This window comes from Methylobacterium sp. Leaf465 (genome assembly GCF_001424705.1).
Classification (GTDB): Bacteria; Pseudomonadota; Alphaproteobacteria; order Rhizobiales; family Beijerinckiaceae; genus Methylobacterium.
Genome location: NZ_LMRA01000009.1, coordinates 18,028 through 31,693, shown reverse-complemented (window position 1 = coordinate 31,693; position 13,666 = coordinate 18,028). Strand labels below are relative to the sequence as shown.

12 protein-coding genes are annotated in these 13,666 nt (G+C 68.9%); 3 read left to right on the top strand and 9 right to left on the bottom strand.

What is annotated here, in order from left to right; translation table 11 throughout:
- The first annotated feature begins 302 nt into the window (after positions 1 to 302).
- From ASG51_RS07885 to ASG51_RS07875, 3 genes are read left to right on the top strand one after another with little or no spacing between them, the layout of a single operon-like run.
- Positions 303 to 1,385: a glycosyltransferase family 4 protein gene (locus tag ASG51_RS07885; RefSeq protein ID WP_056380067.1), complete on the top strand. Its 1,083-nt coding sequence runs from the start codon at positions 303 to 305 to the stop codon at positions 1,383 to 1,385.
- Entirely contained in the window at positions 1,378 to 2,490 is a 1,113-nt protein-coding gene (locus ASG51_RS07880; protein WP_056380065.1) for a glycosyltransferase, read from the top strand. Before ASG51_RS07885 ends, ASG51_RS07880 begins: the two co-directional genes overlap by 8 nt.
- On the top strand, positions 2,487 to 3,548 hold the full coding sequence (locus ASG51_RS07875) for a glycosyl transferase (RefSeq protein ID WP_056380063.1): 1,062 nt from the start codon (positions 2,487 to 2,489) through the stop codon (positions 3,546 to 3,548). Before ASG51_RS07880 ends, ASG51_RS07875 begins: the two co-directional genes overlap by 4 nt.
- A gap of 12 nt (positions 3,549 to 3,560) precedes the next feature.
- Here ASG51_RS07875 and ASG51_RS07870 read toward each other — a convergent pair whose 3' ends face one another.
- From ASG51_RS07870 to ASG51_RS07830, 9 genes are all read right to left on the bottom strand, one after another.
- Positions 3,561 to 4,412: a galactosyltransferase-related protein gene (locus ASG51_RS07870; protein WP_056380113.1), complete on the bottom strand. Its 852-nt coding sequence runs from the start codon at positions 4,410 to 4,412 to the stop codon at positions 3,561 to 3,563.
- Complete coding sequence (locus ASG51_RS07865; RefSeq protein WP_056380061.1) at positions 4,412 to 5,158, bottom strand: PIG-L deacetylase family protein; 747 nt, start codon at positions 5,156 to 5,158, stop codon at positions 4,412 to 4,414. Before ASG51_RS07865 ends, ASG51_RS07870 begins: the two co-directional genes overlap by 1 nt.
- 92 nt (positions 5,159 to 5,250) lie before the next feature.
- Positions 5,251 to 6,144, bottom strand: coding sequence for a polysaccharide deacetylase family protein (locus ASG51_RS07860; RefSeq protein WP_056269517.1), 894 nt, complete (start codon positions 6,142 to 6,144; stop codon positions 5,251 to 5,253).
- A 31-nt stretch (positions 6,145 to 6,175) separates the two neighbouring features.
- Positions 6,176 to 7,669, bottom strand: a complete 1,494-nt coding sequence (locus ASG51_RS07855) for an amidase (RefSeq protein ID WP_056269970.1) — start codon at positions 7,667 to 7,669, stop codon at positions 6,176 to 6,178.
- A gap of 39 nt (positions 7,670 to 7,708) precedes the next feature.
- Positions 7,709 to 8,728, bottom strand: coding sequence for an oligopeptide/dipeptide ABC transporter ATP-binding protein (locus ASG51_RS07850; protein ID WP_056380111.1), 1,020 nt, complete (start codon positions 8,726 to 8,728; stop codon positions 7,709 to 7,711).
- A gap of 11 nt (positions 8,729 to 8,739) precedes the next feature.
- A complete protein-coding gene (locus ASG51_RS07845) occupies positions 8,740 to 9,723 on the bottom strand; it encodes an ABC transporter ATP-binding protein (protein WP_056217362.1) in 984 nt (327 codons plus the stop codon).
- Positions 9,724 to 9,747: 24 nt separating this feature from the next.
- Positions 9,748 to 10,710, bottom strand: coding sequence for an ABC transporter permease (locus ASG51_RS07840; RefSeq protein WP_056217367.1), 963 nt, complete (start codon positions 10,708 to 10,710; stop codon positions 9,748 to 9,750).
- A complete protein-coding gene (locus tag ASG51_RS07835; protein ID WP_056217371.1) occupies positions 10,707 to 11,687 on the bottom strand; it encodes an ABC transporter permease in 981 nt (326 codons plus the stop codon). Before ASG51_RS07835 ends, ASG51_RS07840 begins: the two co-directional genes overlap by 4 nt.
- Before the next feature lie 292 nt (positions 11,688 to 11,979).
- The gene (locus ASG51_RS07830; protein WP_244480090.1) at positions 11,980 to 13,536 is read right to left on the bottom strand and encodes an ABC transporter substrate-binding protein; all 1,557 of its coding nucleotides are present in this window, start codon (positions 13,534 to 13,536) and stop codon (positions 11,980 to 11,982) included.
- Positions 13,537 to 13,666 lie beyond the last annotated feature (130 nt).

Below are 13,666 nucleotides of genomic sequence, written 5' to 3'. Positions count from 1 at the left end.
TCGACGGTCTGTGTTCCTCGCCTGGGCTCAGATGACGCACTATTGGCACCTTTATTTATAAGAAGCGGCCGAACGGGCCGCACAGGAAGCGACACAGTCCCCGGAAATCCGGTCATTAAATCCGCTGCCGCCCGTCCGGTAACGTGGTGGTGCACCAAATACGAATCTCCCCGTTGTTCACGCTACGTTGGGGTTCGTCATGGCCATGTATCCCGAGCTCGCATCCCCGTGGTGCGGGAACCTAGGGCGTGGATGATGCCAATCCGACGCTTCGGCTCCTCGAACATCGTGTCCTGCATCCTGTGAAGATCGCCATCATCGCGCATCTGAAATTCCCGATCGCACAGCCGTTCTCGGGAGGGTTGGAGATGCACACGCATCTACTTGCGTCAGCACTCCAGGCCCGTGGCCACGATGTCACGCTCTATGCTTCGGAAGGGTCGCGGGGCGATTTCCGGCTGGTTGCCATCTGCCCTTCCACCGGATGCGCGTTCGATGATGTTTCGGAGGCGCGGATCGATGCCGCGGAACATTCTGCCTATGCCAGGATCATGGATGCGGTCGTGTCCGGTGGGTACGATATCGTCCACAACAACAGCCTCCACTTCCTCCCCCTGCTTCGCGCCGGTGAACTTTCCGTTCCGATGGTGACAGCCCTGCATACGCCGCCCTTCGAGCCTTTCGTCCGTGGCGTGCGGGCACGGGCGCGGGATATGACTTTCGCGGCCGTTTCTCCGTCCCTCGCTCGAGAATGGCATGACCTGATCGGCAATCCGCAAGTCATCGGCAATGGCATCGATCTCACGGCTTTTGCCTATGCAGCGAAGCCGGCGGGCGAGCCGCACGCGATTTGGATGGGTCGGCTCGTTCCCGAGAAGGGGCCGCATCTGGCCATCGACGCGGCACGCGCCGCCGGCCTGCCCCTGAAGTTTGCTGGACCACGCTCCAATCCAGCCTATTGGGACAATGAAATTGCTCCACGCTTGGGCGACGACGTGACCTACCTCGGGCATCTCGGACACGACGCGCTCGCGGCTCAGGTCGCGAAAGCCCATGTGGCTCTCTGTACGCCGCGGTGGGAAGAGCCGTTCGGGCTTGTGCTCGCCGAATTCTTGGCCTGCGGGACACCCGTGGCTGCCTTCCGGCGTGGCGCGATCCCGGACATCCTCGATGCCTTCTGCGGGGTCCTGGCCGCGGCGGACGATGTCGCCGATCTCGGTCGGGCTGTGACGCAGGCCATCACTCTCTCCCGAGCCGATTGCCGCCGTCGGGCGGAGCAATTGTTCGATGCCGACACCATGACCGATCAGTACGAGGCCCTCTACGCACTCGAGCTCCAGCGAGTGACCAGCACTGCGATCACTGCCCGTGCCAGCAATGCCTGAGCAGGATCTTTCCCTCGGGCGCGCTGTCGTTTGTGTGCCTGCCCGGAACGAGGCGAATGCGCTGCCGCGTCTGATACGGTCTCTCGATCGGCAGTACGGCACCGGGGATGGCGCGTGTCTGCGCGTCGTGGTTCTCGCCAACAACTGCACCGATGACACCGTTGCGATGTTGCACGGATTGGAACGAAACGCCGAGATTCCGCACCTCGCCCTACGGATTCTCGAGGCGACGATTGCGTCACCCCATGCCCATGTCGGCACCGCGCGGCGTCGTGCCCTCGATGCCGGCGCTGCTTGGTTGGAGCAGGAAGGCGTGACCGACGGCGTCCTCCTTAGTACCGATGCGGACGCGGTTGCGCCCGCGGACTGGGTGATGGCAAATCAGCGAGCGTTGCGAAACGCCGAGGTCGTGGGTGGACGCCTCGTGCTTCACGGCGAGACCCCGGCGGCTGACCCCCGTCTTGCCGCGCTCCATGCGCGGATCGAGGAATACTGGGTGGCTGTGCGGCACCTCGAGGAGGTCTTCGACCCGCCCGCCCACGATCCGGCCCCCCGCCATGGCGATCATGTCGCCGCCAGCCTTGCCCTGCGCGCCGACCTCTATCGTCACGTGGGTGGGTTGCCGATGCTCCCCTGCGGCGAAGACAATGCCTTGGTTGCGCGGGTGCGCTGGCATGGCGGGCGCGTCAGGCATTGCCCCGGGGTATCGATCGCAGTCTCCGATCGGAGAACCGGCCGGGTGACGGGCGGAATGGCGACCGAGATGCTCCGCCGAACCCGTGTCGTGCAGGGGCTTGAAACCTATAGCCTTCCCTCGGCGGCTCACTGGCGCGCTCTGATCGCGCGACGCCATAGGCTGGCGCGATGCTTCACGGACCCCGCCGGACCCGCCGCGGCCCTGCGCGCCCTCGGCATGACCGAAGCCGATCTTGCCACCATCGGCTGGGAGACCTGCCCGAACGGGATCGCACTGGTCGAGCGGATCGAGGCGCGCCTGGGGGAGGGCATCCCCGAAGCGGTCCCGGTTCCTCTCGATGAGGCCCTGGCGGGCCTTCAAGCGATGCTGGTCGACTCACAACCCGCTCGTGCCGCACAGGTCGCATGAGCCGGCGTCCTGTCGGCTATTACGTTCACCACCAGGGCGCCGGTCATTGGCAGCGTGCCTGCCTGATCGCACGGGCGCTCGATCGCCCAATGACGCTGATCGGAACGTTTTCCGATCTCGACACCGCCACCGCAACGGGATCGCTCCTCGATCTGCCCGACGATCGGGTTGGCCGCGAGTTCGACGGGAGGGACGGATCGGCCGAGCGGCCGCATGGCCTGCATTACGCGCCCGTCGGTGCCGACAACGTACGCGCACGAATGGGCCGGCTCGCAGCGTGGATCGCCTCCGCAGATCCTGCGCTGGTCGTCGTTGACGTGTCCGTGGAAATTGCGCTGTTCGCACGCCTGATGTCCGTGCCGACCTTGGTCGTCCGGCTCGCCGGCACGCGCACGGATACCCCGCATCTCGAGGCCTTCCGCAGCGCTGAGCGTCTGCTCGCGTTCTTCCCGCCGGAACTCGACTCGGCCGAGATGCCGGAATGGGTTCGCGCCAAGACGTTCTACGCCGGATTGCTCTCCGATGAGCCTGCATCGAACCGAGTGACGGATGCGAATGGATCGATCCTCGTCATCTATGGGCGCGGCGGGACCGGCGGTCGGCGCGCGGATCTCGCTGCGGCCGCGACGGCCGTACCGGATCGGCATTGGCACGTTCTCGGCCCCGTCGACGGGGCGGGGCTGCCTATGCCGGCAAACCTGCACCTGCACGGTTGGGTCGCCGATCCGGCCCCCTACATCGCCCGAGCGGACCTAGTGGTCGGCGGCGGCGGCGACGGGGTTGTCTCGGCGGTCTCGGCGGCGGGAAAGCGCTTCATCTGCCTTCCCGAACCGCGCGCTTTCGACGAGCAGATCGAGAAGTCCCGCGCCCTCGCCGCGATGGGCGCGGCACTGCATTGCGCGTTCTGGCCCGAGCCTGCGGCGTGGCCGGAGATCATCGCGGCCGCGGAACGGCTCGATCCGCAGGTGATCGGCGGCCTGTCGCGTCCGGGCGTGATCGACCGCACCGGTGCCTTCATCGGCGACCTCGCGGATCGCCTCGACGCTCGGCGCCGTTAGGCGCCGAGCCCGTCAGAAGGGACGGTCCGCGGGAAGCCGCGTGGCGGCGATCTCGTCGGCGCCGGGTTGGCGCAGAACGACGAGGTCGTCGCGCCACTGCGTGTCGATGAGTCCGCGCTCGGCGAAGGCATCGAGCCATCCGTCCATCGGCCAGATGCCGTGTCGCGCCCGAAAGCGCTGCGCGTTCCGAACGATGTCGGCGAAGTGCTGCAGCGGCGGATCACAGGCGACATGGTGCTGGTGAAAGGCTTGCCCGCCTGCGCTGAACAGCACCGGGATCCCGAGGGCATCGGCGCGGAAGGCGAGGTCGGTATCCTCCGCGCCGTACCCGTCGAAGCCCTCGTCGAAGCCGCCGAGGCGGTCGAAGGTGGTGGCCCTGACGCCGAAAGCGAGCGACCAGAACAATCCGGGGTTGTCACTGCGCGCCAATCCCTGTTCGGGAAAGCGGCGGACGGGATGGGGATGTCCTGCGGCCCGAAGCCCGGCTTCGGTCCAGCCGTCCGTGACGGCTCCGGCCGGTAAGTATCGGATTTCGCAGCAGATGAGGCCTTCGGCCTCCGCCAGATCGGCGCTGAGGCGCGGTACAAGATCGGCCGAGGGAATGCAGTCCACATCGAGGAAGACCAGCCGTCCGGTCTCGGCCGCGCGACGTCCGGCATTTCGGGCGCGGGCCAGCGGCAGACCGGGGCTGTCGAGGACGATGCGGCGGATCGGGAAGCCGTAATCCGGTAGGGGGGCGGGCTCGGGACCCATTTCGACGATGACGCAGGCCTGCGGATGCGGACCCCGCGCGACGCCCTCGAGCAGGCGGGCGAGATGGGCGTCGCGACCCTTGTTCAGGGTGATAAGGGTGGTGTCGGCGATCACGGGGTGGGCGCGTCCATGGCGACGAAGATCTCGTAGGGGCCGGTGAAGCGATCGACCATGGCCGGCTCCAGGCGAAAGCCCGTCGGGTCGTCGGAGATGAGGTCGGTGGTTTGGGAGCGGTGGGCGCCGATCGCGGCGGTCTTCGCGACGCGGTGAGTACCGATGTCGAGGCGCAGGCCGGTCGGGGCGGGGCCGACCTCGGTACCCTCGGGCAGGGTCCAACCCCAGACGGGATAAGCGAAAATTCGGATCGGGCCGAGATGAGCCTGCGCGAGGCGGACGATGGCGGCGGCGGCCTGGTGGTCGCAGTGGGGATCGTGGCCCCAGGTGACGCAGACGGCTCCGGCATCGGCCTCATGGGCGATGGCGGCGATCCGGGCGGCGGCGGTCTCGGCGGTTGGGCCGGCGCTCGGGACGCCGGCATCGGGCAGGCGGAGGAAGGTCACGGCCTCCGGCGGGACGCCCAGTATACCAACGGCGTATACCGTCTCCGTTTCGCGCAGGTCACGCAGTTTTGCCGGCGGATAGAGTGTCGAGTGCGTGTGCGAGCCACAGCCGTCACTGACGATGACGACGCGGACCTCGCGACCCCGCGCCCGGGCCTCGGCCATGAGGCCGCCGCAGCCGAGGCTCTCGTCGTCGGGGTGAGGCGCCACCACGACGACGCCCTTGCCGCCGGTCAGGGCGTCGAGGTCGGCGACCGGCAGGCGTTCGGCGGCGGCGAGGAAAGCGTCGGCATGCATGAGTGGACTCGGGGCAGGCGTCGGGGACGCGAGCGGCCTGTCTAAACGGTCCAGTCTGATCGATGTCTGAACGGTCGGCCGACGCCGATCCGCTACCGGGCGGTACCGCTCTCCGCCGCGAAGGCCGCGATGCCGCCGGCAGTGGTCAGCCAGATCTCATCGCGGCGGGCGGCGATATGGGCGAGGGCGCGGCGCAGGGGGCGGAGGCGATGCGGCTGGCCGACGATGTAGGGATGCAGCGCGATGCCCATGACCAGGGGGGCGGTGCGCGCCTGCTCCAGCATCTCGTCGAAGGCCTCCACGAGGGCGTCGGCGAATTGCTGGCCGGTTTCCTTGCGGGCGACGATGGCGGGGATGTCGTTGAGCTCCTGGGGGTAGGGCACCGCCAGGATGCGGCCGCCGTCGCGGGTGGAAAACCAGGTGGGCTGGTCGTCGTGGCACCAGTCGAGGAGATAGCTGTAGCCCGCTTCCGCCAGGAGGTCCGGCGTCCGATGGCTCTGCGAGATCCAGGGCCCGAGCCAGCCCTTCGGCGGCTTGCCTTCCTGGGCGGTCAGGACAGCGGTGGCCTCGGCAATGAGGGCGCGCTCCTCGGCCTCCTCCCGGTCGCCCTGGCGCTCGGCGTTGGTGCGTCCGTGGCCGACGATCTCGTCGCCGCGCGCCCGGAAGGCTTCGATCAGGCCGGGACAATCGGCGTAGAGGCGGCTGTTGACGAGGACGCTCGCGGGCATCTCCAGCGCGTCGAGGGTGTCCTTGATCCGCCAGGCGCCGACGCGGTTGCCCCAGTCGCGCCAGGCGTAGTTGAGCACGTCCGGCTGCGGACCGCCGGGGGCCAGTTCCGCGCCGAGGCCCCGGCCGAAATCGAAGCCCTCGAGGTTGAGCGCGAGATAGACCGCGAGGCGCTTGCCCCCGGGCCAGTCGTAGACCGGCCTGTCGGGCAGGGCGCTGTAGGCGTAGCGGCCGTGATGCGGCGCGGGCGTGTCGGTCATCGGGGGTCTCGAAGGAGGAGCGCGAAGGAAATCAGGAGGGATTCAGCAGGGCGGGCCTGCGCCGGGTCACCCATCGGGTCGCGGCATCGTAGGCGGCACCGAGCTGGAGGCAGGCGCGCTCGCCGTTGTTGGGGCCGACGATCTGGATGCCGGAGGGGCGCCCGGCGGGGTCGAAGCCGGCCGGCACGTTGAGGGCGGGCAGGCCGCTCATGGTGACGGGGATCGTCGCCTCCATCCAGCGATGGTAGGTGTCCATGGTTCGGCCGCCGACGGACTTGGGCCAGCGCTCCTCGACGTCGAACGGGAACACCTGGGTCGAGGGCATCAGCAGGAAGTCGTAGCGCTCCTGGAACCGCCGCACGGCCTCGTACCACGCGGTGCGGCCCTCCTGCGCGGCGGTGACCTGATCGGCCGAGAGCGCCAGGCCGCGCTCGACCTCCCAGACCGCCTCCGGCTTGAGCAGCGCCCGATAGGCCGGCTCGTCGTAGAGGGGGCGCAGGTTGGAGGCGGTCATCCAGGCGCGCAGGGTGAGCCAGTCACGCCAGACCTTGGCCATGTCGAAGCGCGGACGATCCCATTCGACCTTGGCGCCGAGGGACTCGAAGGCGGCGAGCGCGCTGCGGTCGAGGTCGAGCACGCCGGGTTCGAAGGGCAGGTAGCCGCCGAAATCGTCGAACCACGCGATGCGGGCGTTTGTGAAGTCCCGCTTCAGGTCCTCGGCGAAGATCGCCGGGTCCTGCGTGTTCGCGAAGGGCACCCGCGCGTCGTAGCCGGCCTGGACCGAGAGCAGCAGGCCGATGTCGGCGGGCGAGCGCCCGATGCCGCCCGAGACGCCGAGGCCGGGGGTGAAGGCGTCCTTGGTCTCGATGGGGATGCGGCCGTAGCCCGTGCGCAGGCCGAACAGATTGTTGAAGGCGGGGGGATTGCGCAGGGAGCCGGCATGGTCGCTGCCGTCGGCGACGGGCTGCATGTGGAGTGCCACCGCCACCGCCGCGCCCCCGCTGGAGCCCCCGGAGGTCTTGGTTGGATCGTAGGCGTTGCGGGTGGCGCCGTAGACCGGGTTGAAGGTCTGCGAGCCGAGGCCGAATTCCGGCATGTTGGTCCGGCCGGTGAAGATCGCGCCGGCCCTGCGCAGGCGCTTCACCATGATCGAATCGGCCGCCGCGATCCGGTCCCGGAAGATCGGCGACCCTTGCGTGAAGGGCAGGCCCTTCACCGCGTCGATGTCCTTCACCGCGTGGGGAAACCCGTGCAGCGGCCCGAGAAATTCGCCGCGCGCGGCCTGGGCATCGCGCTCCCCGGCGGCGGCGATCAGCTCCGCCCGGTCGCGCAGGGCCACGATGGCGTTGACGGTCGGGTTCACCCGGTCGATCTGGTCGAGACAGGCGGTCATGACCTCGACGCAGGAGACGCGCCGGGCGCGGATCGCGGCCGCGAGGTCGACGGCGCCGAGGCCGAGGATATCGTCGTCCGAAGCCGTGCCGGAGGCCGGTTCGGTGGCGGCGATGGAGGGGGCTGTGCTCATGATCTGGCTCTGGAACGCGCCCGCATGGACCACCGGCTCTCAGGCCGGCAGCCGCCGCTCCTGGAAGGCGTGGCAGGCCACACCCTCGACCAGGGCCGGGACCTCGATGCGACAGCGCTCGTTCGCGAAGGGGCAGCGCGGGTTGAAGGCGCAGCCCGAGGGGGGATCGATGGGGTTCGGGATCTCGCCGGAGACGGGGATGCGCTTGCGCCCGGTGAGCCCGATATCCGGTACCGCGTCGAGCAGCATGCGCGTGTAGGGATGTTTCGGAGCACGGAAGAGTTCCCGTCCGTCTGCGATCTCGACCACGCGCCCCAGATACATCACGCCGATCCGGTTCGCCATGTGGCGCACGACGGCGAGGTTGTGGCTGATGAACAGGTAGGTGAGTCCGAGGCGGTCCTGCAGGTCGCGCATCAGGTTGAGGATCTGGGCCTGGACCGAGACGTCGAGGGCCGAGGTCGGCTCGTCGCCCACCAGGAACTCCGCCTCGGAGGCCAGCGCCCGCGCGATCGCGATGCGCTGGCGCTGGCCTCCGGAGAATTCGTGCGGATACTTCACCCCGTCGTCGGGATGCAGGCCGACGAGGCCGAGGAGGTCCCCGACGCGGCGCCCGATCGCGACCTCGCCCTGCAGCAGGTTGAAGGCCCGGATCGGCTCGGCGACGATCTTTCGGACCCGCCAGCGCGGATTCATCGAGGCGTAGGGGTCCTGGAAGATCATCTGGATGCGGCGGCGCAGGCGCCGACGGGCGGTGGCCTCGCGCGGATCGGTCATCGAGACGCCGGTGATGCGGACGTCCCCGGCGCTCGGCGGCAGCAGGCCCACCACCATGCGGGCCACCGTCGACTTGCCCGAGCCGGATTCGCCGACGAGCGCGAAGGTCTCGCCGCGCCGGATCTCGAAGCTGACGCCGTCGACGGCGCGGAGGATCTGCCTGGGCTGGCGCTCGATGACCCGGGCGAGCCAGGGACGGGACACGTCGAAGGTGCGGCGCAGGCCCTCGATGGCGACGTAGGGGGCCTCCGGGGCGCGGGCGCCCGTCCGGGGCGGGGGCATGACGGGCGCGTTCATGCGGCGGAGGCCTCCGACCGGTCGTAGAGGTGGCAGGCGACCCGATGGGCGCCGACCGGGATCGGGTCCGGCCGCTCCACGCGGCAGCGCCCGAAGACGGAGGGACAGCGGGGGTTGAAGGCGCAGCCCGGCGGAATGTCGGACAGGCGCGGCATCGATCCGGGGATCTGGGCGAGGCGGTCGGTCTCCTGGGCCAGGGTCGGAATCGCTCCCATCAGGCCCTTGGCGTAGGGGTGGAGCGGGTTCTGCACCACGTCGCGCACGGGGCCGATCTCGGCGATCCGGCCGGAATACATCACCGCCACCCGGTCGGCCGCCTCCGCGATCACGCCCATGTCGTGGGTCACCAGCATGACGGCGGTGCCCCGCTCGCTGCCGAGGCGCTTGAGGAGCGCGATGATCTGGGCCTGGACCGAGACGTCGAGGGCCGTGGTCGGCTCGTCGGCGATGATGAGCTCCGGTTCGGCGGCGAGCGCCAGGGCGATCACCACGCGCTGGCGCATCCCGCCGGAGAACTCGTGCGGGTAGCCGTCGATCCGCCGCTCCGGGGCCGGGATGCCGACCTCGGCCAGGAGGTCGATGGCGCGCGTCCGCGCCGCCTTCTCGGACAGGTCGGTGTGGGTGCGGATGGTCTCCACGATCTGCCGGCCGACCCGGTAGAGCGGGTTCAGGCTGGTGAGCGGGTCCTGGAAGATCATGCCGATGCGCCGGCCCCGGATGCGCCGCAGGGCCTCCGGCGGCAGGTTGTCGATGCGCTCCCCCTTGAGCAGGACCTGACCGCCGACGATGCCGCCGGGCGGGTCGATGAGACCGATGACGGCCGAGCCGGTGACAGACTTGCCGGCTCCGGACTCGCCGACGACGCCGAGGATCTCGCCCCGCGCGATGTCGAAGGAGACGTCGTCGATGGCCGTGAGGGTGCCGCGCCGGCCCGCGAAGGCGACGCGCAGGTTGCGGACCGAGAGGACGGGCTCTGTCATGGCAGCTGTGTCATGCCGGCGCGATCACTGGAGTTTCGGGTTCAGGGCGTCGCGCAGCCAGTCGCCCAGCAGGTTGATCGCCAGGACGAGCCCAGCGAGCGCCAGGCCCGGGAAGGCGACGATCCACCACTCGCCGGAGAACAGGAAGCGGTTGCCGGTGCGGATCAGGGTGCCGAGGGAGGGCATCGAATCGGGCAGGCCGGTGCCCAGGAAGGACAGGGTCGCCTCGGTGATGATGGCGAGTGCGAGGTTGATGGTGGCGATGACGAAGACCGGGCCGAGGACGTTGGGCAAGACGTGCCGCACCATGATCACCGGCGAGGACAGACCGATCAGCCGTCCGGCCTGGACGTAGTCCTTGTTCTTCTCCACCAGCACCGAGGAGCGGACGGTGCGGGCGTACTGCACCCAGAACGACAGCCCGATCGACAGCACGATGAGCCCGATGGCGGCGTTCGTGTCCATCTGGCTGCCGACGGCGGCCTTGGCGACGCCGTCCACCACCAGGGCGATGAGGATGGCCGGGAAGGTGAGCTGCACGTCGGCGATGCGCATGATGAGGGTGTCGACGAAGCCGCCGAAATAGCCCGCCACCAGCCCGAGCACGATGCCGAGGAATCCGGAGACGACGACGCCGAGCAGCCCGACGATGAGGGAGAGGCGGAGGCCGTAGAACACCGCCGAGAGCACGTCGCGGCCCTGGTCGTCGGTGCCGAGGGTGAAGGGCGCGACGCCGTCGGCGTACCAGAGCGGGGGCAGGTTCGAGTTGATCAGCTCGAGCTGGGCCGGATCGTACGGGTTCTGCGGCGAGATCACGGGGGCGGCGAGCGCCAGGAGGACCAGGACGAGGGTGACCGCGAAGGCCCCCATCGCCAGCTTCGAGCGGCGGAAGCTGGCATAGACGTCGGACTCGCGGAAGCGGGCCAGCGCCGAGCGCTTCACCGGTGCCGGCGGGAGGAGGGGGGTGTCCTGCACGGAGGCGCTCATGAGGCCCGTCCCGTGGACAGCCGCAGGCGGGGATCGACGATGGTGTAGAGCACGTCCACCACGAGGTTGATGACGACGAAGATGGCGGCGACCAGCAGCAGGTAGGCCGCCATGATGGGGATATCGACGTTCTGCACCGCCTGGACGAAGAGCAGGCCCATGCCGGGCCACTGGAACACCGTCTCGGTGATGATCGAGAAGGCGATGACCGAGCCGAGCTGCAGCCCCGCGATGGTGATGACCGGCACCAGGGTGTTCTTCAGGGCGTGACCGAGGTGGATCGAGCGGGTGGTGAGCCCCCGCGCCCGGGCGAAGCGGATGTAGTCGGTGCGCAGCACCTCCAGCATCTCGGCCCGCACCAGCCGCATGATCAGGGTCATCTGGAACAGCCCCAGGGTGACCGAGGGCAGGATCAGGGCGCGCAGGCCCGAGGCGGTGAGGAACCCGGTCGTCCACCAGCCCAGCCGCACGGTGTCGCCGCGCCCGAACGAGGGCAGCCAGCCCAGCGTCACCGAGAACAGGAAGATCAGCAGGATGCCGATGAGGAAGGTCGGCAGGCTGATGCCGATGAGCGAGATGGCCAGAAAGACCTTGGCGAGCCAGGTGTCCCGCCGCAGGGCGCAGTAGACCCCCATGAGGATGCCGACGGTGAGGGCGAACAGCGTGGCACAGAGCGCGAGTTCGAGGGTGGCGGGCATGCGCTCGGCCAGCAGCGCCGAGACCGGCTGGCGGAACTGGTACGAGGTGCCGAACTCGCCCCGGGCGACGTTCCCGGCGTAGCGCAGGAACTGCACCGCCACCGGATCGTCGAGCCCGAGATCCTTCCGGATGGCGACGCGCTCGGCATAGGGCGTGTCGACGCCCACGATCTGGTTCACCGGGTCGCCGGCGAAGCGGAACATCGAGAACGCGATCAGGCCGACGGCGAACAGCACCGCGACCGACTGGAGCAGGCGCTGGAGGATGAAGGCGATCATGGGCGGGCGATCCGATCGTGCACATCGCCAAGGCCGGCGCGCCGAGCGATCGCAGACCGAAGCGCGACGTCATTCCGGGGCGCCGCAGGCGAGCCCGGAATCCAGGACCGCCGACGGTGTGACGTCCTGCACCACCTTCGTTTCTGGATTCCGGGCTCCGCTGCGCGGCCCCGGAATGACGGGGTGCTCCACGCGCCATCCCGGCGGACACGCCAGCGGATGCGATCGCCCTGTCCCCGCCGGGCGGAGACGCGGGTCGGTGCCAGATCCTGAAACAGATCGGTCATGGGTGTCACGGCTGCTTCGAGACCCAGTACAGCATCAGCATGTTGTCCGGCCGCTGGACCAGGGTGACCTTCTTGGAGACGCCCCAGGCGAGGGCCTGCTGGTGCAGGGGGATGAAGCCCCAATCGGCCTGGATGGTGTCGAACCCCTCCTTGATCTCGGCGTTGCGCTTGGTCTGGTCGCTCTCGGCCTCGACGGAATCGGCGAGCGCGTCGACCTTCGGGTTGCAGTAATTGCCGAGGTTCCAGTTGCCGCGTCCGGGCTTGGAGCCGTTTCGGCAGCCGGCGATCTCGAACAGGATGTTGTGCGAATCCTGGGAGGAGGGGGTCCAGCCGACGAGGTAGAACGAGGTGTCGTAGGCCGGCGCCAGGACCTTGGCGAAGTACTTGGCCTTGGGCTGCGCGTTGAGGTTCACCTTCACGCCGACCCGGGCCAGCATCGAGACCACGGCCTGACAGATCGCCTCGTCGTTGACGTAGCGGTCGTTCGGGCAATCCATGCCCAACGAGAAGCCGTCCGGATAGCCGGCCTCGGTGAGGAGCTGCTTGGCGCGCTTCGGGTCGTAGTCCGGCCGCTTGAACTCGGAGGCGCGGGGGAACAGCACCGGCGCGATCAGCAGGGCGGAGGGCACGGCCTGGCCGCGCATGACGCGCTTGGCGATCGTCTCCTCGTCGATGGCCCGGTAGAAGGCCTCGCGCACGCGCACGTCCTTGAACGGGTTCTTGCCCTTGACGTTCGAGTCCTTCAGCTCGTCGCGGGACTGGTCCATGCCGAGGAAGATCGTGCGCAGCTCCGGCCCGGCCATCACCGTGGCGGTGCCGCTCCCGTTGACGCGCTGGGCGTCCTGCAGGGGCACGGGGTCGATCCAGTCGACCTCGCCGGAGATCAGGGCGGCGACGCGGGTGGCGTCGTTCTGGATGGTGGTGAAGACCGCCTCGTCGAGGTTCGACTCCACCTTGCCCCAGTAGTTCGGGTTCTTCTTGAACACCGTGCGCACGCCGGGCTGGTGCTCGGTGATGATGAACGGCCCGGTGCCGTTCTCGTGCAGGGCGGCGTAGCTGGTGGAGGTGGCGCTCGGCAGGGTCGGCGCGACGGCGCCGTTCTTCTCGGCCCAGGACTTCGACATGATGTACCAGGTCGAGAACTGGTACAGGGCGATGGGGTTGGGGCTCTTCAACTTCATGTCGACGGTGTGGTCGTCGATCTTCACCCACTCGGCGTCGGACGGCACGTTGGTGGTGAAGTTCGAGCCCGGCGCCCGCACGCGGGTGGCCGAGAAGATCACGTCGTCGGCGGTGAAGTCCGAGCCGTCATGGAACTTCACGCCCTTGCGCAGGTGGAAGCGCCAGCGCGTCGGCTCCGGATTCTCCCAGGATTCCGCCAGCATGGGCGCGAGCTTCAGGTCCTTGTCGCGCGTGATGAGCGAGTCGAAGACCGCCCCATGCATGCCGATGGTGAAGCTTTCCTTCAGGGAGTAGGGGTCGAGGGACTTGATGTCGCCCTGGAAGGCGAAGCGGAAGACGTTCGCCGCGGCGGCCGGGGCGGTGGCGGACAGGCCCAGCACGGCGGCGAGGGCGGTGGCCGAGACGAACGCTTTGACCGTGGACTTCAACAAGGCACCCATCCTCTTCGAGTCTGCTTCCCACGCGACTGCCGACACCTTGGCATGGATCGGGCCAAGCCCGAACCGGGTT